This is a genomic window from Vibrio sp. Of7-15 (assembly GCF_022347565.1).
In the GTDB taxonomy this organism is placed as follows: domain Bacteria; phylum Pseudomonadota; class Gammaproteobacteria; order Enterobacterales; family Vibrionaceae; genus NORP241.
In genome coordinates this window covers 50,741-74,526 of sequence record NZ_JAKRGH010000028.1, presented here as the reverse complement: position 1 = coordinate 74,526, position 23,786 = coordinate 50,741, and the positions used below count along the sequence as shown (strand labels likewise).

Annotated in this window: 21 protein-coding genes and 2 tRNA genes; 8 read left to right on the top strand and 15 right to left on the bottom strand. The window is 41.1% G+C overall.

What is annotated here, in order from left to right; genetic code table 11:
* The first annotated feature begins 34 nt into the window (after positions 1-34).
* Both MHO82_RS21555 and MHO82_RS21550 read left to right on the top strand, forming a co-directional pair.
* Positions 35-111, top strand: a tRNA-Val gene (locus MHO82_RS21555).
* Positions 112-152: 41 nt separating this feature from the next.
* Positions 153-229, top strand: a tRNA-Val gene (locus tag MHO82_RS21550).
* A 113-nt stretch (positions 230-342) separates the two neighbouring features.
* Here MHO82_RS21550 and MHO82_RS21545 read toward each other — a convergent pair.
* Together MHO82_RS21545 and MHO82_RS21540 are read right to left on the bottom strand one after the other, a co-directional pair.
* Positions 343-1,269, bottom strand: a complete 927-nt coding sequence (locus tag MHO82_RS21545) for an inositol monophosphatase family protein (RefSeq protein ID WP_239187716.1) — start codon at positions 1,267-1,269, stop codon at positions 343-345.
* Positions 1,256-2,260, bottom strand: a complete 1,005-nt coding sequence (locus MHO82_RS21540; protein WP_239187714.1) for an ecdysteroid 22-kinase family protein — start codon at positions 2,258-2,260, stop codon at positions 1,256-1,258. Before MHO82_RS21540 ends, MHO82_RS21545 begins: the two co-directional genes overlap by 14 nt.
* 774 nt (positions 2,261-3,034) lie before the next feature.
* Here MHO82_RS21540 and MHO82_RS21535 point away from each other — a divergent pair.
* Positions 3,035-4,948: a M4 family metallopeptidase gene (locus MHO82_RS21535; protein WP_239187712.1), complete on the top strand. Its 1,914-nt coding sequence runs from the start codon at positions 3,035-3,037 to the stop codon at positions 4,946-4,948.
* 65 nt (positions 4,949-5,013) lie between these two features.
* Here MHO82_RS21535 and MHO82_RS21530 read toward each other — a convergent pair whose 3' ends face one another.
* The 6 genes from MHO82_RS21530 to MHO82_RS21505 form a co-directional block, all read right to left on the bottom strand.
* Complete coding sequence (locus tag MHO82_RS21530) at positions 5,014-5,535, bottom strand: GDYXXLXY domain-containing protein (protein ID WP_239187710.1); 522 nt, start codon at positions 5,533-5,535, stop codon at positions 5,014-5,016.
* Positions 5,532-6,839: a DUF2157 domain-containing protein gene (locus MHO82_RS21525; protein WP_239187708.1), complete on the bottom strand. Its 1,308-nt coding sequence runs from the start codon at positions 6,837-6,839 to the stop codon at positions 5,532-5,534. Before MHO82_RS21525 ends, MHO82_RS21530 begins: the two co-directional genes overlap by 4 nt.
* A 128-nt stretch (positions 6,840-6,967) precedes the next feature.
* A complete protein-coding gene (locus MHO82_RS21520) occupies positions 6,968-7,669 on the bottom strand; it encodes a dienelactone hydrolase family protein (RefSeq protein WP_239187724.1) in 702 nt (233 codons plus the stop codon).
* A gap of 102 nt (positions 7,670-7,771) precedes the next feature.
* On the bottom strand, positions 7,772-8,563 hold the full coding sequence (locus MHO82_RS21515) for an alpha/beta hydrolase (RefSeq protein WP_239187705.1): 792 nt from the start codon (positions 8,561-8,563) through the stop codon (positions 7,772-7,774).
* Positions 8,564-8,810: 247 nt separating this feature from the next.
* Positions 8,811-9,311: a copper chaperone PCu(A)C gene (locus tag MHO82_RS21510; protein WP_239187702.1), complete on the bottom strand. Its 501-nt coding sequence runs from the start codon at positions 9,309-9,311 to the stop codon at positions 8,811-8,813.
* Between the two features lie 71 nt (positions 9,312-9,382).
* Entirely contained in the window at positions 9,383-9,775 is a 393-nt protein-coding gene (locus tag MHO82_RS21505) for a hypothetical protein (RefSeq protein ID WP_239187699.1), read from the bottom strand.
* Positions 9,776-10,169: 394 nt separating this feature from the next.
* Between MHO82_RS21505 and MHO82_RS21500 the strand changes: the two genes are divergently transcribed.
* Both MHO82_RS21500 and MHO82_RS21495 read left to right on the top strand, forming a co-directional pair.
* Positions 10,170-11,273 carry a substrate-binding domain-containing protein gene (locus MHO82_RS21500; RefSeq protein ID WP_239187696.1) on the top strand — a complete coding sequence of 368 codons (1,104 nt, stop codon included), beginning with the start codon at positions 10,170-10,172 and terminating at the stop codon, positions 11,271-11,273.
* Complete coding sequence (locus tag MHO82_RS21495; RefSeq protein ID WP_239187693.1) at positions 11,274-13,847, top strand: LuxQ periplasmic sensor domain-containing protein; 2,574 nt, start codon at positions 11,274-11,276, stop codon at positions 13,845-13,847. It begins immediately after the preceding gene.
* A gap of 133 nt (positions 13,848-13,980) precedes the next feature.
* Here the strand turns inward: MHO82_RS21495 and MHO82_RS21490 are convergent, their stop codons facing one another.
* From MHO82_RS21490 to MHO82_RS21465, 6 genes are all read right to left on the bottom strand, one after another.
* Entirely contained in the window at positions 13,981-15,156 is a 1,176-nt protein-coding gene (locus MHO82_RS21490; RefSeq protein WP_239187690.1) for a glycerate kinase, read from the bottom strand.
* A 135-nt stretch (positions 15,157-15,291) separates the two neighbouring features.
* Entirely contained in the window at positions 15,292-15,711 is a 420-nt protein-coding gene (locus MHO82_RS21485; RefSeq protein ID WP_239187687.1) for a hypothetical protein, read from the bottom strand.
* A 17-nt stretch (positions 15,712-15,728) separates the two neighbouring features.
* Positions 15,729-17,444, bottom strand: a complete 1,716-nt coding sequence (locus MHO82_RS21480; protein ID WP_239187684.1) for an amidohydrolase — start codon at positions 17,442-17,444, stop codon at positions 15,729-15,731.
* A 139-nt stretch (positions 17,445-17,583) separates the two neighbouring features.
* Complete coding sequence (locus tag MHO82_RS21475; protein ID WP_239187682.1) at positions 17,584-19,353, bottom strand: amidohydrolase; 1,770 nt, start codon at positions 19,351-19,353, stop codon at positions 17,584-17,586.
* A gap of 131 nt (positions 19,354-19,484) precedes the next feature.
* A complete protein-coding gene (locus MHO82_RS21470; protein ID WP_239187680.1) occupies positions 19,485-20,765 on the bottom strand; it encodes a HAMP domain-containing sensor histidine kinase in 1,281 nt (426 codons plus the stop codon).
* Between the two features lie 7 nt (positions 20,766-20,772).
* On the bottom strand, positions 20,773-21,429 hold the full coding sequence (locus MHO82_RS21465) for a response regulator transcription factor (protein ID WP_239187722.1): 657 nt from the start codon (positions 21,427-21,429) through the stop codon (positions 20,773-20,775).
* Between the two features lie 91 nt (positions 21,430-21,520).
* On the opposite strand from MHO82_RS21465, the gene MHO82_RS21460 reads away from it, so the two are divergent.
* Entirely contained in the window at positions 21,521-22,285 is a 765-nt protein-coding gene (locus tag MHO82_RS21460; RefSeq protein ID WP_239187678.1) for a transporter substrate-binding domain-containing protein, read from the top strand.
* A 59-nt stretch (positions 22,286-22,344) separates the two neighbouring features.
* Entirely contained in the window at positions 22,345-22,911 is a 567-nt protein-coding gene (gene thpR / locus MHO82_RS21455) for an RNA 2',3'-cyclic phosphodiesterase (protein ID WP_239187676.1), read from the top strand.
* A gap of 26 nt (positions 22,912-22,937) precedes the next feature.
* Here the strand turns inward: thpR and MHO82_RS21450 are convergent, their stop codons facing one another.
* A complete protein-coding gene (locus tag MHO82_RS21450; protein ID WP_239187674.1) occupies positions 22,938-23,417 on the bottom strand; it encodes a YbaK/EbsC family protein in 480 nt (159 codons plus the stop codon).
* Positions 23,418-23,531: 114 nt separating this feature from the next.
* On the opposite strand from MHO82_RS21450, the gene MHO82_RS21445 reads away from it, so the two are divergent.
* Complete coding sequence (locus MHO82_RS21445; protein ID WP_239187672.1) at positions 23,532-23,780, top strand: hypothetical protein; 249 nt, start codon at positions 23,532-23,534, stop codon at positions 23,778-23,780.
* The last annotated feature ends 6 nt before the right edge of the window (positions 23,781-23,786 follow it).

The following is a 23,786-nucleotide window of genomic DNA, read 5'->3' as shown; positions in this document are numbered from 1 at the left end:
ATATTAAGCTCTGCTTAGTAGCAAAAAACAATTTGCCCGCTTAGCTCAGTTGGTTAGAGTACTTGCATGACATGCAAGGTGTCACTGGTTCGAGTCCAGTAGCGGGCACCAATTTCAGATATTAAGCTCTGTTTAGTATCAAAAAACAATTTGCCCGCTTAGCTCAGTTGGTTAGAGTACTTGCATGACATGCAAGGTGTCACTGGTTCGAGTCCAGTAGCGGGCACCACATCTAAAGCCTGCATTATTGCAGGCTTTTTCGTATCTGAAGATTTAATAAATCTCCGAAAAGCATCAGCCACTTGAAGCTTGATCTGATGCTTCTATTGATTCTCTACTGCTTTAGCAAGCTATTGACTTATAAAGGTCCATAATTTTTTGAGCAATTAGAGGATCACTAGCATAAATAACACCTTGATGATTCATAAAGTTAGAGTCTTTACGATTCAGATCTAACGCTTGCCCATGAATATTTGTTACCCATGCTTTAGCAGAAATAGCACACGCCGCCGTTGCACTGAAATCCCACAGACTGCCTCCTCCCTCAGCCTCTTTTGGAAATTTAAAGTAACAGGCAGGCGCATGTTCAAGTACACCAATCGCACTCATGACGGCCCCTTGCCCTACCACAATACGCACGCCTTGGTAGCCAAATTGTTCGGCTATCATCTCCAATTTTTCAATAACTTGAGCATACAATGGATGACTTTCAAAACTGCGATCGGTAAAGAAACTCAATAATGAATCTGAGCCTGGTAGCGATAATGTACATTCTTGCCAACTTTTTAAATAATGGCTGCCAAGTGATGAATCTAATAATGGCTCATTCAAGGCTTGGTAAGTCTTGCCAGTAATTGGGTTATGTACCACGCCGATTAATGGATAACCCGATCGTTCGACTAAAGCAATTGACACAGCAAACCCATCAACACCTTCAATAAACGGTAACGTGCCATCTAAGGGATCCACACACCAGAAATAGTCTTGAGTTAAGCGAGCATGTTGGTTTGCCTCTTTCTGATAAGCATTTTCTTCACTTAACATCGCGATACTGTACTGTTCAATCGTAGGCTGCAAAATGGATAAAATGATCTTTTCACACGCTAAATCAACGTCTGTCACTACTTGTGTGCTTAAACTGCTCCCCGTCGATTTACCATTAACATGTAAATCTTCACGATCCACAGCACGGATATAACCACCCGCCTGTTCCGCTGCATCGACAGCTAATTTCAACAAACTTTTTAATTGCTCATTAGTCAGCTTCATTACGTTCAACCGCCTCTAACTGTTGTAGTGCTTGCTGCGCTAACCCTTCTGTATACCCATTAATTTTCCAATGATCTGGACACCAACCTTTCACAAAACGATGAAAATCAGCCCAAGCTACGGCAAACAATGGTCTCCACTCTTTTTCTACCGCCTGAGGTTTCACACTCTTATTGTGACGTTGTAACTCAAAAGTTAAAACATCAAAATAATAATCTATTAGTTCTGTCTCTAATCGCTCACTGTCCTGCTCAGAAACACAGCTGCTAATGAAAAGGATAAGATCTTTCATGCCGCAGCCTTGGCCAATGTATTGAAAGTCTACTGCGGCGACTTTATTTCCCTCTTCTGAAAAACAAAAATTCGCCAATTTTGCATCACCATGAACAAGGGTCTGATACTGACATTGGTTTAAGACTTGATCGATCAATGGTGCCGCTTTTTTTAATTTTTCATCACCCAGGACGGCCAACTCATCAGGCCTAGTCTCTAGATGCCAGTAAGTGCCAACAGGCCATAATCCATCCGGCTTTCTATGCATATGCAGAGCATGAAAGCTAGCAATCCAATGAATACATGCCTTAATTTCTACAAGATCAGCGGCTTTTTTTACAACAGGAAAACCCGCTTGATGCAAATCCTCTAGTATCAGTAAAACTTCCTCTTCACTACTTTCAACTTGTAAGCAGTTAGGAACAAAACTATGTCGGTCAGTAAAGTGAGAATATGTTTGATACCAATTAACCTCTACTTGATAAGATTTCAGTTTACGCTGGTGCGACAAGCTTGTATTCCAACCTCTTGGGTGATGATCTGGCTGAGGAAACTTAATATGCTTGACCACCACAGACGGATAGACACTCCCTGTTAAATAGGCACGAAACAACTGCCCATACCCACCCCATAAATCTTGGATACATTCTATTCGAGATATCGACTGCGCTTGTGTCGCGTTAAGGAGTTTCAACTTTACGTCTGATGCTATATCCATAATACATAAATACTTTAAATGAAATTCTAGCACTATGTTACTGCAGTCCTTGACCAATTCAACGATAAGATAAAACGACACGAAAGAAGAGATAAGATACCCGAACCTCATCTTGCAACAATGACCTTCCTTAACGATAAAGTCACGATAAGGTTCAACCGTATCCACCCTATGCCAATATTTACCCTCCTCGGCCATGGTGAAAAACCATTGACAATTAGTTTCATATTAATTTCTTACAATTAAACTAAAAAATCTATATTTATTAATACATTACCCTATTTCTATTTTTTAATGATTCTTAGAACAAAATATGAACTCTATACCATAACTATTTACTTATAAAAATTAGCTCAAATAATGACTCTCTCAGTTTATAAAATTGAGACCAATACGATAGTTAATCTCTATTTTCAAATCTAAATTAGATGTTAACTCTAGCAAACAGATCATAAGCAGAACCAAACACCAAAACAGTGCTCTGTTAATACCATAAAAATAAGATACTCATCGCAACAAAAATGCCGAATGTAAGTAAATGTAAATAAATATTTCGGCGCAAAACAAAGATCCAATCAGAAAAATGAAACCTAGCTTGCCTAACAACCTAAGAGTTAACTACAACAAAGGCGTAGTGAGCCAAGCGGTATGGTGTTGTTGAGGTAAAGAAAGCCAATTGAAATTCACTGCACTTAGTGCCTGTCAGTAATCAGGTATTCCACCTACAAATTGCCATGATGAGCAATTAATTGTGAATGAATTATGGAGTGTTTCATGCACCTTAAAAATAAACTGTCGGTTATCGCAATGTCTGTTGCTTCTGTCCTTGCGTTACCATTGGAAGCAGCCGTAAGAACAAACTTAGATCAACAGGGCTTTGTTTCTCAGCAATCTCTTATGCAAAGTACCTTAGATCAACAAGAGTTTATTGCCGGCAGTGCTGTACTAGATGCACAAGGCGATGCAAAAGTCAGAGTTCAACAAACTTATCAAGGTATACCCGTGTATGGGGAAAGCTTTGTTGCGAACCAAAATGAGCGAGGAATGCTCAGTAATTTCAGTGGTGAATTTATCTCTGAAATTCAGCAAGACATTGCTTCGACAAAACCAAACATCAGCCAAAATGAAGCTCTTCAAACACTGGCTAACACATGGCAGCATGAACTTATTCAAGTCAGTCACCCTGAAAGAAAGCTGGTTATCTGGTTAGATGATTCAGATGTTGCTCACCTTGCTTGGCAACTGTCTTATGTGGTTTATGGGGATGAACCAAGTCGACCGACCGGGTTTGTCGATGCACAAAATGGCAAACTACTCGAAAGCTGGGATGGTCTCGCTTATGCAAAAGGCAGTGGTCCTGGTGGTAACGGTCGCGTTGGGCGCTATCATTTTGGTACTGATAACCCAAGCTTCGAAGTCCAGGAGTCTGGTGGCCTTTGTTACTTAAACAGTGCCAATGTTGAAACTATCGACATGAAACACAAAAAGTCTGGGGGCAGCATCCACCAATTCAACTGTTATGAAAACAGTGAACGTGCGGTAAATGGTGCTTATTCGCCTCTCAATGATGCTCATGCCTTTGGTCAAGTCGTGTTTGATATGTATCGTGAATGGTACAAAAAGTCACCACTGACTCAAAAACTTAAAATGCGTGTACACTACGACAGTAACTATGAAAACGCGTTTTGGGATGGCCAACAAATGACATTTGGCGATGGAAAAAACACTTTTTACCCCCTTGTTAGCCTCGATGTTGTCAGCCATGAAGTCAGCCACGGTTTTACTCAGCAGAACTCAAATTTAGAATATAGAGGCCAGTCTGGTGGCATGAACGAAGCCTTTTCTGATGCTGCCGGTGCCGCTGCTATCTATTTCTATGAAGGCAGCTTTAACTGGAAAATTGGCGACCGCATTAAAAAAGGTGCTGGGGCAATGCGTTATATGGATCAACCAAGCCGCGATGGCCGCTCTATCGATCATACACGCAGTTACAACGACAGTTTAAATGTACATTATTCATCCGGGATTTATAACCGTGCTTTTTACTTGTTATCAACAGCACCAAAATGGAATATTCGTAAAGCATTCGATGTATGGGTAAGAGCAAACCAACTGTACTGGAATGCACGTTCTACGTTTGATCAGGGCGGTGTTGGTGTTGCTAAAGCTGCGAGCGATCTAGGGTACTGTGTGGATGATGTTGTCACCGCTTTTTCTGGCGTAGGTGTCAATGCAGGCAGTAAAACAGGTCAGCACTGCTCAGGAGGCCCAGGTAACGAAGCACCTGTGGCTGCATTTACAAGCCAAACGAATCAACTGACGGTCAGCTTTAACAATACATCAACTGACGATAATGCGGTTGTAAGTCATTACTGGCGTTTTGGTGATGGGCAAACATCTACTCAACAAAACCCAAGTCACACTTATTCCACAGAAGGTTCTTACTCTGTTATTTTAGAAGTAAAAGATGCGGAAGGGCTAAGCCACTCTGTTAGCCAAACAGTTTCGGTTACAAAAGGAACAGGTCAATGTTCAGTTGCAGCTTGGAACCCAACGGCTATTTACTTAAAAGACAGCCAAGTCTCTCATAAAGGCAAACTGTACACTGCCAAATGGTGGACGACTGGAGAAGAACCAGGTACAACAGGCCAATGGGGAGTGTGGAGTGAAACCGGAGTGTGCCAGTAACAGCACATAATCTCTCAAACCATTAACAATCAAAGCCAGATCTAACCATTAGATCTGGCTTTTTCTTACTCGTTTGGTAATACGTCAATAACTCTAGCCCTACCATCTTTAGCAATCATTAACATTGCGACACCACCATCCGCTAACTCTTTCTCAAGGGCTAAGGCTTTTTCTTTAGGTGCAAAAAACGCTTCTATACCATATTTTATCCTAAGATGCTGCTGCCCTGAATATCGAAATCCTTGCGCCCTTCCCCGAATAAAAACCCCTTCTTCTGGTTTATCGAGTAAGAGTTGACTAAATTCATACAAATCATTTTCAGCATTTTTCTTCAGGGCAACATACACAATTTCACCATGGCGAAGATCTTGTGAAATCGAGTTGATTTCAGTGTCTAATTCGGAAAACTCATAACGTAACAACGCGTAGTTACCACGAAACATGGATCTCGGATCCACAGGAATGGTTTGTACTTTGACCTCATCTCCAGTCCAAATAGGCAGTGCTGCTTTCACGTACATCCCCACCAATACCAACAACTGAAAACACACAACGGCAACTAAACCAATCACTAAACGATTTTTCATGCTTTAGCCTCTTTAAATTGCGTTTTTTTCCAATATTTCGCGGCCCCTAACAACAAACCTGCAAATGCTAAGAACAGTACTGCGCCACCAATATAATCCCCAATCAAGGCGATATAACGAATCAAAGCAGTAATTAAAATCGCGCACAGACCTAAGAAAAAGTAGTGTGAGATCCCCAATTGGATGCCTTTTAAAATAAGCCAGCCTCCCCAGATGATCAGCGCTAAATTGCTCATTACCTGCAAATAGGTGGCCAGACTTGGATCGTCGATGGTGATGACGGCAAACAAAGGAATTAAAAAACCGATCACAGCCACCAGTACCATTTGAATCTTCTGCGTTAAAACAGCTAAACCAAGCGCAGCTGTTAAAAAGAAGGCAACTAAAAGCAACATGGATTGTTTATGATCCCAGTATGTTTTAATTAACTCCTCCCACGGCCACTCAAAGCTTAAAACCAGCATTAACAGCAAGCCAAATCGTAAGCTCCATACAGACAATAAGGAAGCATAGTCTTTTGCTGCGACAGAGTTTCGTTGGTGTAACCAATGGCTAAATGCATACATCAGTATGAAAAAACTAATACTGACGACGGCATTTTCGTGGCCAAAGAAATAGTAGCGATCCACACTCCAAAATTTAGCTAACGAATACTCCGCATAAAACACAAAACTAACTACCGTTAAGAAGAACAACAATAGACTTGAAGAGCCCCTCATCAGAACCCATAACGAACCGACTAAGAACAAAGGAAAAGCGATCGGATAAAAGCCCAGATCAACTTCCGTGAAAAACCAAATTAAGGCCAACAAAAGAGTTTGCAGCATAATCCACGGGCTACGGGTCGTAACCGCAATTAGTAAACAACCCAACGCCCACCAAAAAACACCATCAGGCATGTGTTCACCTAAATGGTAAATCTGCGCGATTAAAATAATGGATGCGCCATAAAATAAATTTCCCAGCAGGAAGATTCCCGTTGCGGCGCTGGTTTTTCCTGACGTATACTTCTTTACAGCAACGAGCTGAGTACACATTGTCAAGGCAATCAAGCCTGACATCCGCACGCCTCTTGGTATCTGCTCCCAATTAGCTCCTAATAAGGTAATAACCGACAAACCAATGAATAAATACCCCAAGGCCACCAGCACGTTATATCCCAAACTTCGGTTATTTCTCTGATGATAATCCGCGCCATACCGCTGGCATATCACCTCTGCCTGGGATTCTGAAATAATATCATCTTTCACCCATTCTGCGGTTTCTTGGGCTAAATCATTTTTTAGTAACCGGAGCAAACGCATTTTTTATCCCTATTTGAATACATCCAATACAATCTTTATTTTAGATAAAGTAAAGCACGATTATGCACGCTGTTCAATTGATGTTTACAATATTTTTACCATTTGTAACCTTGCTAAAACTGGCTTTTTTATTTTGCCAAAACAGTCACTTCAGATAAGAAAGTGGTAAAACGTGCCCATGACTGCTTATCTGCTTCTTGATGATAACGTTTAGAGCCAAACACCGTAAACGCATGCGGTGCTCCGCTATAAGTTACCATTTCATGGTCAACTTGATGATTTTCTAACTCACTGGCCAAATCAGAAAACTGCGACAAAGGAATAGCTGTATCTGCACTGCCATGAAAAACCAGTACTTTCCCTTTCGTTTGGTCATAACTTTGATTGTCTGGTGTTTTTAATCCACCATGAAAAGTAACAAACCCCTTCGCATCAACACCTGAACGTGCCATTTCCAAAACAGCAGCCCCACCAAAACAATACCCCATTACGACCACATCAGTATTAGTACCGTTAAGGAGGTAAGCCGTACTTAGCGCTTCATTCATGAGTTGCCTCATCTTTTTGCGATCTTTATACAACTCTCCCGTATGCTGGCGCTTATCTTCTACCTTAGTTGGTCTAACACCAGCCCCGAACAAATCAGCTGCAAAAACGTTATACCCCATTTCTGCCAGCATATCAGAACGTTTTTTCTCATATTCCGTTAGACCATCCCAATCATGCACTAGCAAAACAAGTGGTGCTCCCTGCTTGGCTTTCGTCCAGTACCCTTCATAAAGGTTATTATCAACATCGTACTGAATTAACTTCCCAGCGCCGTGCGCCATAAATGAACAACATAAAAACAGTACTAGAATACACTTATTAATCACTTTCTTACTCCTATCCTGAAAGTCATATTTTCTGTATTCCTAATTTTAGAAGAGAAACTAAACTACGCACGATGAAGCAGCATTTGAATTAAGGACATCACCTACGCTTTGTTTTTCCAGCCAACAGACTACCTGCTCTAATACCCACTCAGGATCGTCTAGTGGAATATCATGCCCTGCTGACTGGTGAGTATGAATATCAACTTGCCAAGCACGTGCTAATGCGACACTGCACTCATGATTAACCATTTGATCCTTCACTGAACTAAGAATCAAAACAGGCTGCTTAGGCTTATGAACACACTTAAACTGGGCTGCTGCTCTTAGCTGACGCAGTACATTTTCTTGTTTAACTGGGCACTCTTTTTGCCAGTCAACCCACTTTTTTTGTACCAAGTGATTTTCGCAATAACGGTTGGACGTCATAGATAAAATAAGCTTTTCACGTTGACTGGCTTTTGAAAATAAAGCCCTGATGATCTTTGGATAAATACGTACTTTTAGTCGATAGTAAAAAGGCGAATAAGGCTTCATAGAAGAGTTAATTAATACCGCACTGTTTACCTTGGATGGGTAACGCTCCATCATGTCTGCCGCTATCATCCCTCCCATCGAAATACTCAAAATATCAATGGCTTCCTCGACACCATAACGATCCAGCTCATTCGTGACCCAATCCGTCATAGCTTGAATTGTTTCTGGAGAGTCTTCTTTAAAATATTGGCCATTGCCCGGAATGTCGATACAAATGATCCGTTTTGATAATCGCTCATCCAGTAGTGTTAATATACGTCCCCAATGACGCTGCTCACGTATTAAGCCGCGCAATAATACCAACGGTCGATCCATAACCAACTCCATGCTTATTTTCTTCTACATAAACCTTCACACAAACAGACTAACAAAACCATTGCAAAGTAAGTCGAATCAAAATGCAATACTTTATTTGGTCGTTATTTATCATAACGGGTGTACAAAACGCAGAGTTACTAAAAAGCTTTGTAAAATGAGATGATATAAAAAAGCCTCACTGATAATGATGAGGCTTAAGTAAATAAAACCGAAAAAATGGTTGTCTGTAAGACTATGCAGCTACTTAGTGATGATGGTGCATTTTGTCTTTTTTCGTATCACTTTTTACCACTTTTTTCACTGACACCTGAATATCCACACTACCTGACTTTTCAAAGTTTAACGTCATCGGGAAAGTTTCGCCGTCACGTGGTGCTTCTTTCATCCCAAACAGCATCACATGATAGCTACCTGGCTTTAAGACTTCACTTCCATTAGCCGGAATAGCAATACCTTCAACCTGACGCATTTTCATCATGCCATTTTCATGAACATGAGCATGTAATTCTACTTTTTCAGCAATAGGTGATTCCGCACTCACCAAAGTGTCTTCTACATCACCCTGATTCTTTACCTTTAAAAAGGCCCCTGCCACTGTCGCGTTAGGCGGTGTTTCACGTGACCACGGATGCTCAATTTCCAATTTTCCAACATTATAACCACACGCATTTGCGCTGAGTGAGAATGCACCAAAAGAAAAAGTTAATGCCGCTGCTGTAATGATTCCACGTGTAAATTTGTTCATCTTTTTATCCTAAAATAGTAAACTCGTGCGGGCTTTTATTGGCCTTTTTGCACTGTTATTAAAAGTAATAGTTAAGAGATAACCAATGCAGGTGGTGATTGTTTTGGTGCAAACTCTAAGTACTTTTTAGAACCACTAAACTGAGCCGGAATAGCGGCGAACGTGTACTTAAATGGCGCTATAGAGAGATATGGGAGAAAATGAGCGACAACAACTTGAAAAGAGTACTGATTATTGTTTTTTAATATTGGGCAATGCAGCTGAAAATGAGCATCACCAGGCGACGATTGTTTATTTTCTGATAATAAATCGGCTACGTTAACCCATTTAAGGCCAGTGGTTGTACATATCAATACTTTTTCATCTGCGTTGACTGAAAAAATAGAGTTTGCTGTGGAATACGCACTTGGGTTCAAAACCACGACCGCAGACAAATACACTTTAAATAAGATCGCAAAAATCATGGCTAACACCATCATCTTATTTGAACTATTAATCTTATTTATCAACGAGTCACATTCCAATAACAATATATGCCGCGAAGTTATCACAGCAACAATATATGAACAACAGTATATATAGATTTATAGCAATAAAAGTTAAGTTGATCGTCATTAATACCCATTCATTCTTAATTGCTATTAAAAGAGGTTGAATTTCAGTCACTTTTAATTTTACTTACAAAAAGAAAACACCCGATTCATCAATAAATTTGAGAGGCGATATAAAAATAGAAGATAATTATCTGACACTATTTATTTTCACTGGTACAATTTACCAGCAATCATTCCAATAAGTATTCACACATTCTGATACTGCTGACGACTGATATCAGACTATTATAAGTTACCATTGCATATGAAAAAACGTATTCAGGTCATTTTGACTGCTTTACTCATACTGTCCACCTTCCAAGTAAAAGCAATTCCTTTGCTATACAGCTTTTGGGAGTATGATGAATACCTTAACGAATTTCCTGAGCAAAAGCAGTTAGTTGAAGAGCTTCGCGCCATCGTTATGGCACCTCCAGTTCCTTTAAGTGAGCCCCAAAAAAGGCCAATCCGAATTTCAGTTATCCACCCTGGGGAGCAAGCTTCTGACTACTGGCGTCGTAGCGTTGTTGCTCTGGAGCGCCGTTTACAATATCTTGGTATTAAATATGAACTGAATCGAGTATCTACCCGTTTACACTTAGACATTAGAGAACAGAGCTCGTCACTTTTAGCAGCCATAAAGAATAAAGCAGATTATTTAATCTTCACTTTAAACACCAGCAAACATCGTAAATTTATCGAGCATGTTCTGCAAAACCCAGATACCAAACTAATCTTACAAAATATTACAACGCCAATTAAAGCTTGGCATGGACACCAACCCTTCATGTATGTGGGCTTTGATCACCTTTTAGGCACCAGAGCGCTTGCCCAATATTATCAAGAACGCTTTCCAGATGGCGCAAAATATGCCCTACTCTATTATTCACAGGGGTATTTAAGTGCGGCTCGCGGTGATACATTCATAGAGGCGATGAGACAAAAAGAGAAATACACGTTGCAAACGGCTTATTACACTAAGGTCGATTACTCTTCTAGTTATCGCTCTACTGTCAGTGCCATCAAGGAGTACCCTGACCTTGATTTTATATATGCATCGTCTACTGATATTTCGTTAGGGGCAAAAGACGCACTACTCGAAAATAACGCCCATCACATTGAGGTGAATGGCTGGGGCGGAGGCTCTGCTGAGCTAGAAGCTCTTGAAAAAGGGGAAATGGATGTCACGGTGATGCGCATGAACGATGATACTGCCATTGCCATTGCGGAAGCCATAAAAATGGACTTACAAGGTAAAAAAACGGCTACCGTGTTTTCCGGTGATTTTGAGATTGTCACCAAAGAAATAACCAAAGAAAATCTCGAACGATTGAAAGCCAGAGCTTTTAGATATTCGGATATGAAATAAATGACAGAAAAACTGGAAGATAAACAACTCTCCCTTGCTGACTTAATTTTCAGATTGATCATCGTGGTATTTAGCGTACTAACGATGGGGATTATCATTCAAACTTATCATTTGAGCTCCCGAGCAGTGAACCAAGAAGTTGATCGTAGCTTAGAGCAAACATCTCGATTACTTCAAAACCTGCTTGATTATCGCTTAGCTACTCTACAAATTGGCCAAGATGCCGCAGCAAGCAGTTTACAGCTACAAAATGTCGTTCGTGGTAAAGAGTCAGACAGTCTTGACCAGTTTTTCGTTGATTTAAACCAGAAAGATCCCCAAAACTCACCTGATTTCCGTTTTATCGAAGTAGATGGGAAACTGTCTTGGTTTGATGGTAATAATCTTTTTTTAGGTGTTGATGAAATCGCACTTGAACAACTAATTAGCACTAATTTTTCCAAAGACAGCTGGCACTATAAAACCGTTCAGACAGTAATCGGTAAGGCGCACGTTTTAATGCGCCGAACCGCTATTGTCATGTCTGATACAGGCCAAATGAAGGGGTGCTTGTATACTGCCATTGTTCTCAACAATAACCTTTCTTTAATTAGCCAATTAAAATCTGCTAGCAATACTGAAGATATTTTCATCGTAAATGACAGCGAAATCATTGCAAGCAGTATTACTCAAGCCAACCTCACTTATCACGAGATCTCAACTCGCATCACGGATCAATACTTTGACCATGAAAATAAGCTACTTAACCTCGTACCACTGAAGCTAAATGGGCGCCAAAGCTCTCTAAGTATCATCTCCATTCAGGAAAAAGAGAATATTTCTAACCTGCAAAAACAGCTGCTCTGGGGATTCTTAATTTCATGTTTAGCTCTGAGCATACTGGCTTTCATCGTCAGAAACGAAATTAAAAAACGGGTACTCAGTGGCCTAAATACATTAATGGATTACACGCGTTCAGCTTCAGATAAAACAACGTTTAGTCAGTTCCAAGGTTCTGAAATTTTAGAGTTTAATCATATCGGTCAAAAGCTTGAGCTGGCCTTTTCTGAATTAATTGAAAAAGAACAATCTCTCCAAGATCTTTTCCACTATGCGATATCTCCTATTATCGCATGGGATCGCAACCTTAAAATCATAAAGATAAACCCAGCAGCAGAAAAACAACTTCATTATTTACGCAAAAACAAAACTGGCCAGTGCTTGTTCAGCGAATTTGAGCATAAAGTAAAAGCAAACCTCGAATATGTTCTTCAGTATGGCACGCTAACCGACATCAACATCGAAGTGTATGATCGGGTATTTCGCTGGAACTTATCACCTCTAGAAAATGATGGCGTCGTACACACCATTATCGGTCAGGGTTTGGACATCACTTCACTGATCAATGCCGAGAAACAGAGCCGTAAAGCAGAAATTGCCGCTCAAGCTTCTGTAAAAGCAAAAGACGATTTCTTGGCTCGTGTCAGCCACGAGATTCGTACTCCCCTTAATGGAATCTTAGGCACGACCCAACTTTTAAAAAACTCGATGGATTGTCCTCAAAACCAAGTGCAAGTCGATATTCTTCACCGCAGCAGTGAACACCTGTTGGCGGTGCTGAATGATATTCTCGACTTTTCTAAGATTGAACAAGGGAAACTGAACATTGAAATCAATGAGTTCCGCTTGTCTGATGTTATCTATACACTAGAAAGTATTTACCGCCCGCTTTGTGAAGAAAAGAACGTTCAATTACTAATAGAAAGTAAAGTACCCAAGGATCAAACCATTTCAACCGATCAGGTTAGACTTACTCAGATTTTGTTTAACTTATTAAGCAACGCAGTGAAGTTTACTTCTAAAGGGGAGATCTCAGCTCACTTTACGCTTGTGAGCCAACCTAATGGCCAAACGGCATTAAAAATGGCGATTAAAGACTCTGGAATTGGGATTTTACCTGAACGCCAATTGCATTTATTTGAACCTTTTGTGCAGGCTGAATCGACAACCACTCGTGAATACGGTGGTAGTGGCCTTGGCTTGTCCATTGTAAAACACTTACTGGATATGCTGAGTGGATCCATTGAGTTGGAAAGCCATATTGGAACAGGTTCAGAATTTACAGTACATCTACCTATCACTTTGGTTCATTCCAAACCTCAGGTTGAATTACAAAAACCAAAGCTGACTCACGACTTATTTGATAGAGAAGTGAAAGTACTTTTAGTAGAAGACAATAAGTCTAACGCTTATATCGCAAAAGCTTACTGCATGAAATACAACTTAAATGTTGACTGGGTTGAAAATGGCATCTCTGCTCTTGATAAACTAGCACATCAATCATACGACCTGATCATGATGGACAACCAAATGCCAATGTTAGATGGCATAGAAACCAGTCAGAGGATCAGAAACCACCTGCAAATCTCGACACCTATTTATGCTTATACTGCCGATGCTTTTGATAATACGAAGCAGGCCTTTTTAGACGCAGGAGCTAACTACATTCTGACTAAACCCATAAAAGAGAAAGCCTTACATGAGGCATTAGTGCACTTTAAAGAAAACTTTCTAGAGTCTTCTGTCTCTTCGTAACTTTTTAGCTTTTTAGCTTTTTAAAGATAAGTTGTACAGGAAAAGACTGTACCCGACAGAGAATGATAATAGATGCAGCTATAGTGCCCAACTACTGTGTCCTAGATAGCAAGGACACAGTTCTATTAGTGAATTAACGTTTAAGCTGCCACATTCGAGCGATATTCTCAGCAAGATTTGTGACATTTTCCCCTGCTTTCTCAAATGCTTCATCGAGGCTCATGGCGTTTGGCGTCGCGGCAAAGACCGCATCAATACCACATTGGTACACAACTTGATGATTAGCCCCTAAACAACCCGCAATCCCAATAACTGGAATATCATAGGCTTTCGCTACTTTTGCCACCCCCATCGGGGTTTTGCCATAAACCGTTTGCCCATCAATACGCCCCTCTCCTGTAATCACTAAATCCGCGCCCTTTACACGCTCCGATAACTGTACAGTTTCTAGCACAATCTCTGTTCCGGGCTTCATAATGGCATTGGTAAATGCTAATAAAGCCGCCCCCATGCCTCCTGCGGCACCCGAACCCGGTTGTTGAGCGACCTTTTTTCCTGTCGCTTCATACAACTTCTGGCTGTAATGCTTCAAGCCACTATCCAGTAATTGAACATCCGATTCGGTTGCCCCTTTTTGCGGACCAAAAACCGCTGATGCCCCTTTTTCGCCACACAGTGGATTATCCACATCACAGGCAATTAAGATTTCACAGTTCTCCAAACCCGGATGTAGATTTGATGTATCAATCGAGTCAATGTGAATCAAGCCAGCCCCTGTTAATGGCACCATTTGACCGTGAACATCTAAAAATTTCACGCCTAATTCTGCCATCATACCAATACCACCATCATTGGTTGCGCTGCCACCAAGCCCTATGATCAGCTTTGTAATGCCTGCATCTAAAGCCGATGTAATCAGCTGCCCAGTGCCAATGGTACTAGTACATTTGGGGTCTCTTAAAGCCCTAGGGACATGGTGCAATCCACTCGCCGCCGCCACTTCAATGACAGCCGTTTTGGGGATGAAGTCAGGTTCAGAAAGTCGGTCTGATTCAATGCTGCTTCGACCCAACAATCCATAAAAAGCGTTTACATCAGCACCTAAAGGGCCTTCTACTGTCACATAATTCACACAGCCATGAGTCGCATCCACCAGTGACTGTACTGTCCCTTCTCCTCCATCAGCAACAGGAACCAAACTGTACTCAGCGTGTGGTAATACACGCTGAAAGCCAGCTTGAATGGCATCGCATACTTGTTGAGCAGTTAAGCTCTCTTTAAATGAATCAGGGGCAATCACCACTTTCATATCAAACTCCATATAGCATGAAAGAAGACTTCAAATAATCACATAAGCTAAAGATTTTACTACGAATATTCACCCCACTGGCTGCCTAAAACCACACTGAGAATAAAACATATCGTCAATGAGAGGACAGTCATACTAACTTTTTGGTTTTAACGCCCCACACGAATCCCAAAAATCATAAAGAACCAAAGAAACAAAAATCAGTAAGCTGGATAAAGAGATCCACTCAGTGAAATACCCATCAGACACTTCCATGGTTTTATGGGCTATCCAAAGCAACGAGCACACCGCCAAATACACCATAAACTTACAACTATGCGCTAGCATGCGATGCATTAAACTATTCAAGTGTGTTTTCGCATAGGAAAGTTCAAAAGCGCCAATAATACTGGCTGCCATCAAGAACCCTAATACCGTTAACACACTTCCCTGTTCAGAGGTTTTCAACGCCTCAAATTCATAATTAATGCCAGGCAACAGCAAAGTAATAAACACCACAATACAGGCTATATTCTTTACCACGACCTCAATTAAAAATACCTTTTCCAGCTTCATGCTCATCCACCACCTACTTACTCTAGCTCGAACACCAACTCACCTTGTAGCATTGTCATTAACACCGTGGCTCGGCGAATATCATTGACTGACCCCTGCATGATATTTCGATCCAGTACCACTAAATCAGCCGATTTCCCGACCTCCAAGCTGCCTGTTACGTCTTCTAAGCCAAGAGCTCTGGCTGCATTAATGGTGTACGCATTCACTGCGGCATTTACATTGGGTAACCCTTTCGAACGTAACTTCACCGCATTAGCAATACCAGCAAGTGGATTAATGCTGTTGACGTTCCAGTCACTGCTGAGTGTTACGTTTGCTCCAGTATCGTACACTTTACGAATAGGCATCAAAGCATGAGCGCGCTTTTTACCAATCAGTGGTTCAGCCCAGCTATGATCCGCCTCTGCAATATAATCTGAGCCCAGCTGAAAATCGGCATCAACATCGAGACTTTTAAAACGTGGAAGATCTGAGGCTGAAATCATTTCCAAGTGAGTCATATTGTACTTCTGCTTCGAGCCTGATTTTCTCGCATTTTCAATGGCATTGAGGCTGTCTTGTACACCACCATCGCCAATCGCATGTATATGTGCACCATATCCTAATTTATCTAAGCTTATCAGCCAGTCTGCCATTTCGTTTTCAGGAATATAGTTCAGGCCGTACGGTGAAGCTGGGAAATAAGTAAAATTATAAGGTGCTAATGTTTTAGCCGAACCATTCACAATAATACCGTCGCTGTACATCTTGACCTGATCCACAATGAGTAAGTCATTTTTGTCTGAGCTTTGAATCTTCTTCAAAAAACGCAGCTGCTCTGATTTATTCACATGAGGGTAAATCCACGGACGAACAGACACGCGTGCTGTCAGCTCATCATCATCTTTTACCGCTTGCCACACATCATACCAACCACGCTTCCAGTACAACCGGCCATCACCAATGGTCGTCACACCGTGCTGTGCCGCTTCGGATAAACCATTGAGTAAGCCTTCATAGCTTTGTTCAAATTTATTGTTTAGGCTGTTCCACGCTTTTTCCATCACAATATCGCCAGCGTTATCAATTAAGATACCTAACAATTCCCCACTGTCTTCATCTTTCATGATGATGCCACCAGCAGGGTCTTTACTATCGACCGTGATGCCTGCCACCTCAAGAGCCTTAGAGTTCACCCACATGGAGTGCGAGGTTTGCTCCATAAAAATAGCTGGTTTGTTTTTAATCACACTGTCAATTACTTCAAGTGGGGAATATTCAGCGTCTTCACTTAACGTTTCACTGATGGTATGCCCCCAACCAATGATCCATTCATCCGATGAGTTTCTGTTTTGGAAAAGGCATTGTTTGAAATACTTCAACTGCTCTTTTGGCAATAACTCTGGCTCTAATTCACAGTTACCACCCGCTTCCGATGCGGCTTCAAACACATGGTTATGGTTATCTATAAAACCCGGTAATACCTGTAAGCCTTCTAAGTCGATGACTTCGCTTGAATACCCCGTAACCTTATCCACATCCGCTTGGCCAAGTGCAATAATCTTTCCATTCTTAATTGCAATGGCATCACTATAACTTTGTGAGGCATTCGCCGTGTATACTTTGGCATTAATCAATACCGTATCAGCCTCTAAAGCATTCGCCAAGCCACTGCATGCCATTAGCATGACGAAACCAGCGCTATTTAAAAACTTATTGGAACACTTATCTAAGTACATTGGTGATTTCATTTTTTATCCCTCAGAATGACCGTGAGTTGTCCATTAAAATGATTGGTCGTTGAGTAAGTCGTACAGTAAATACTTTGAAGTATAGAGGCACCTTAAAAAGCGTACCTCTATACGAAGTCGTTGATTTAGGTAATCCCTTCTATCTCTTATCAAACTGTGCTGAGCGGTAAATTTCTTCGCCAGCAAGTAACGTCTGAAGCACCTTAGTTTGATTAATACTTTGTGGCGATATTTCAAAGACATTTTGACTAAGCACAATAATATCCGCCTCTTTGCCTACTTCGATAGAGCCAACTAATTGTTCTTGTCTCATCACATAAGCGGCATCCAAGGTATAAGCCGCTATAGCTTCTGAGAGCGTTAGGTTTTGTGGATAACGAGTAACCGCGTTTTGTAAGCCAATAAATGGATTATATGGACTCACACTCCAATCGCTGCTGAGTGTGATTCGCGCATCCGCATCTGCCAAACTTCGCAGCGGGATTAAATTATCTGATTTTTCATGGCCCACTAACTCTGAATGCTCAGACCAATGATGTGGGTGAGTAAATCCTCCGGCGACTTGAGCATCTGCGGTTACATTCAGTTCTGCAAATCGCGGCAAGTCTTGCGGATTCACCATTTCAACATGGGTGATACGATGACGTCCTTGCTTACTGCCTGATTCTTCAACGGCATTCAGAGCTTCGTGAATTCCTCGCTCACCAATACCATGGATATGAAAATCAAACCCAACTTCTTCAAGCTCAGCAATGTAATTAGATAAGCGTTGTTCAGTAAAATAGTTCAGCCCTTTGTTACCATCAATGCCGAGTAAATCAATTTCATACGGATCATGCAATGCCGCGGTCGTGTTGCTGGTGATCCCATCACTGTATAGTTTAATTTGGTTAATGCGTAACAAGCTGTCTTGATCATTGGTGTACAACGATTTCAGCATTTCTAGTTGCACTTCGTCGTTCTCTTCTGGGTATGCCCATAAACCAAGGACAACACGTGCGGTAAGATCATCATTTTGTTCTGCTTTCTGCCAAGTTTTATGATAACCACGCTTCCAATATGCTCTGGCATCCGCAATAGACGTAATTCCATGTTTGGCTAGCTCCGGTAGCGTGTAGTCTACCAAGCCATCGTAATCATTTTGCATGGCTTGAGTATTCGGTGCCATCGCGATATTCATGACTATTTCGCCTGCATTATCCATCAGCAAACCATTTGGCTTTCCGGTTTCCTCATCACGCATGATGACGCCACCTATCGGATTATCTGTATGTTGGTCAAACCCAGCCAGCTCCAATGCTTTGGAGTTAACCCACATGGAATGGGACGTATGCTCCATAATAATCACAGGGCGATCAGATACCGCTTCATCCAATATTTCAACGGGGTTTCGCTCTGCTTCCAGTAAGGTATGTAAATCATGTCCGTAGCCAATAAGCCACTCGGTGTCAGGAAAGTCTTTTGCGGCCTGCTTAATAACACTGATGTATTTTTCTGGATCAGTTTCTTCTATCTCAAGCTCGAAATGATTATTATCAGAGCCGGATTCTAACGCATGAATATGAACATCATGAAATCCTGGCATCACCATTTTGCCGTCTAAATCCACCACCTTGACGTCACCCATTTCAAACTCTTCTACGTTCGCGTCTGAGCCAACATAGGTAATGACACCATCTTTAATCACCATGGCTTCTGCCCACGGTTGTTCTGGATTTACTGTATAAATGGCCCCGTTTTTATAGATAACAACACCGTTGCTCTCTCCATATTCAGTGTTTCGGTCGTACTCCCCATCATCGTAATTTGATGCATTTGCCGAACACCCGGCAAGACTGAGCGTTGCCACTGTAATCGACGTTGCTAGAAGGGTTTTTACGCAAGCTTTATTCGTTAATTGATTAAACATGACCTTGTCCTCGTTACTTAATGTTATAGCTATAGCTCTTACCGCCTCCCTGAACACAAATCTAAAGTAACAAAGCCAAGGTAACAGCTAGGTAACAAGCAAGCTCAGTCAATGTTTATTTCGACAATTTTTTATTTATCTGGCCATACCTCAGCATACTGAATGGACACTGAGTAGCTGTTTTCATTGGTATTTATTTCTAACAACCACCCTTTGTGTTGGCAAAGTTTTTCGACAAGAAAAAGTCCAACACCATAACCATAATCCGTGCTTTCACCTTGCTTCACTGTCATGTCGATAGGGTTAATAACACGAAAGAAGCGCTCATCAACCACAATAGAAATAGTGCCATCGTCTGTGTACTGAAATGCATTACGTATTAAGTTGCCACACACAATATCGAAAAAGCCACGCTCCATATTCATAACGAGCTCTGGGTCAATACTGAAATCAATGGATACCGATTTACGCAGTAAAATGTAATCGTAGCGCTCACTGATGTCCTCAATAGCCCGTTTTACTTCTATCTTTTCAGTGGCAACCTTCCTTTCATTATCAGCCCATAGCCAGAGCAAACAATCGGTTGTAGACAGCATATTATTATTTGCTCGCCTTAACTTAATCAGCTTATTATTTTGCTCTTTCACCTGCTTGTCTGGGAATTTTTCTAATAAGTCCAATGAGGCTTTCGTCACCGCCAGTGGAGTCCTGAGTTCATGACTCAAGGCTTTTAAATACTGTTTCTCTTCCGTGTTTTTTTGCTCAATGGTTGTAATGGCTTGTTCAAACTGCTCAGCAACCCGGCACAATTCTGAGAACTTCAATTTATTACGATTCAGTTTTACAGAAGTTGAAGATGTGGGCACCACACTCACCCATTGGCCTAATAAACGAATAGGTTTGGCAATAGAGTAGAAAAAACCCGCCAGCAGGGTGGCAACCACAAGTAACGTTCCGATCCCCAGTAAGAGCTGTAAATCAATCAGTTCTAAATCCGTTTCGTAGTCATCCTCTAACCCACGATAACGATGAACCGCATAAGCTTGCTCCCCTGTTGTTGTGTCAAGGAAAGGCAACACATAGAGAACATCGTGGTTCATCTCTTTGATGATCATATCCATTGGAGCTTCGGTTAACTCTGAGCCAAGGTAAGGTATTTTTTCCCAATCACGAAAAACTTCGATATAGTGGTCGTCATACCAGCCCTCGCTTCCTATCATGTCCTCTGCTAGCAAGCTCATGAAATAATGGCTGGTGTCGTACGTGCCCCACTGGTAGGCGGTTTTGATCGTAAACGCACTGATAAAAGAAACCACTACCACCATCATGACGGCTTGCATGGTGAGATAACGGCCGATACCTATGTGAGATCCTTTTTTAGACTGCTCATCATTGGCAAATTGATCATTCATGTGAACCTCAATCTTCTGCTCTTAACGCTATACCCATTCCACGAACGGTGTGAAGTAATACCTCGTTTTTATTAATGATTTTTCTTAGACGATACAACTGCATTTTCAAGGCATCTGAAGAAGGCGGCTCATCGGGCCAAATCATAGTTTCTAATTTTTCTCGGCTGACTACATTTGGGCTATTTCTCATTAAATACTCTAAAATTTTCCACTCAATAGGCCCTAAATTAAGAGGATCATTACCTAAACTTGCTTGATGTGTCTTCGTGTTTAGCACCAAATTTGACACTTTAAGTAAATGGGTATCATTTGAATGACGTCGAGCAAGAGCCAATATGCGCGCCTTAAGCTCCAATAACTCAAACGGCTTCACCATATAATCATCGGCTCCTTTATCAAAGCCTGTTAGTTTGTCTTCTAATGCACTTTGCGCTGTCAGCATTAAACATGGTGTTGTAATACCCAAATTACGCAGCTCAGTACAAAATGCATGCCCATCCATTTTCGGCATCATGACATCGGTAATAATGACATCAAACTGAGTTTGCTGAACCAACTCTAAAGCCATTTCTCCGTGATACGCTAAATCACACTCGATAGATTCAGACTCTAGAAATTCAATAATTAATTCAGAAAGATCAATATCGTCTTCAACTAATAACACTAACAAGGGTTCACCTAATTGTTTTAATGGCTTGCTATTACAGATAGCACTATCTATACATTTAATATAATGAAGTAAAGAGGGTCAAACAATGAAGATACGTTCATTCGTTTTAATGGCTCTTTGTCTTGCTCTTCAATCAATTGTCTTACCTGTTCATGCTCTTAGTCAGCCCAAATCTGTCAGTTTAGTGACCGAGCCTTGGGAGCCATATATTGGTATGGATTTAGAAAATGGCGGCTATGTTACTGAGATCGTCACCACTGCTTTTAAACGCATGGGGTATGACTGTTTAGTGAATTACACATCATGGGAGCGAGCTATCCGGGAATCCAAAGCAGGGCATTATGATGGTTTACTCGGAGCATACTATACAAAAGAGCGCGCCAAGCATTTTAAATTTCCCAACCCAATAGTAGAAAGCCGTGTTGCCCTCTTTGCTTTAAAAGATAGGGGCATCCGCTTTCAGAAACTGGAAGATTTAATTCCCTATAAAATCGGTGTGATTTCTTCATATCGCTATACTGAAGAGTTTGATCATGCCACCTATTTAAATAAACTGAGCGCCTACAGCACTCGCATTAACATTAAACAACTATTAACGGGCCGAATTGACCTTCTAATCGGCACAGAAGAAGTCGTTTACATGAGCCTAAAAAAGCACTTCCCACAGGAGATTAACTCTCTGACCCCACTTAAAATGAATGACGATATTAGGGCTATTTACTTATTAATTTCCAAAAAAGCAGAAAACTCTAAACAGCTTGTACAAGATTTTAATCAAGGGCTAGAACGTATTATTAATGATGGTACCTTCGATGCCATTATTAAAAAGCACAACATTATTCCCAAATAAAAAAGACAATATGCAGTAGTTTTATAACGACTAAACAAAACCACTAGAGACACCACCTAATGAATCATTCCTCTGAACGTTTGTTTTTTGCCTTAGGCTTTGAAGCTCCACTGACTAAAGAGCAACAACACAGTTTTACTGCGCTTTGTCAACTCTCCGAGCACCTTGATGGCAATGGCTATTCAGTGCCACAGGGCAACCTGCATATTACGCTCGCCTTTTTAGGACAAGTCACTCACCAACAGAAACAGCTACTCATCCTAAAAACAAAAGAGATTCAACATCCCTATATTCAGCTTCAGTGCCAATCCCTTAATTACTGGAAACAAAGCAAAGTCGTTTGGTTAGGCTGTGATTTCATTCCAAGCCCTTTAGCTATGTTAGCTAAAGATTTAAAAGAGGTTGCGATAGCATCTGGCCTTCCTCAAGAAAGCAGACGTTATACTCCTCATTTCACCCTCAAAAAAAACGTGACCACCCCACCTTCACAAAACCAACTCAGTGACCCCATTAATTTTACGTTTACGAACTTTGGTTTGTACTGCTCTGAAACCGTCCATAGTAAAAGTAAATCTTCAGTTCAGTACAAATGTTTGCAGCAGTGGCCACTAATGAAGCCACTTTAAGCGGACTTGGCCATTTAAAAACGACATTAATGGTACGCTTGGTGACTAAAGCGCATATGTTTTGTCCCTTTCATTAATTCAGAAAACTCGCTGCCTTTTAAATGCACCATATAGACATGATCTCCCCCCTCTAAGTACACATCGGATTCACTACTGAGGCGATCATCATAAACCACATCCATATTGTATGCCTGAGCCAGAGGAGGGATCGCCCCTTCTTCACAATCTTGAAATAGCTGGTATACCGATTCTTCTTTCATTAAATGAAAATCACGGTGAAAATATTCATTAAGCTTGCTAAACCGAATTTTATTACTTGCAGGTAATACTGCCATCATCTTCCTGCCTTCATGATCTTCAAGCACAACGGCCTTCGCAATCTGGCATGGTGGTATATTGGCAGTAATGGCGGTACTTAATGAACTGTAACTATGAGTATGTTCTAACAGTTCATAATGAACGCCAGAATTGTCTAAATATGTACCCATTTTCGCAGAAATACTCATTTCATATCCTCTTACTTCAGACATTACTTCAAGTATAGAAAGCGCATCACTTTTAAAACGACTAATTTGAGGCAATAATTAAAAGGCAACAGGCTAGAAAAGAGGAGGTAAGGCATGGTCCTCTCTGAGTGTCGGGAAATGTTTGCCGACAGACAATTTCAATCGGTACACATTACTCATGATACCCTCTCTACGGGTTGGATTATTAACTTTAGAGATCAAAATGGTAATGAGTATCCAGTGACAGATATCTATGGTATTGCATGCAGTTATACCACCATTAACAGCGCTAAAAGTGTTGTTCAAGGTATTGGTGATTGCCCAATCGATGTCGACAATACCTATCGCTATTTTGAAAAATAATCCGAA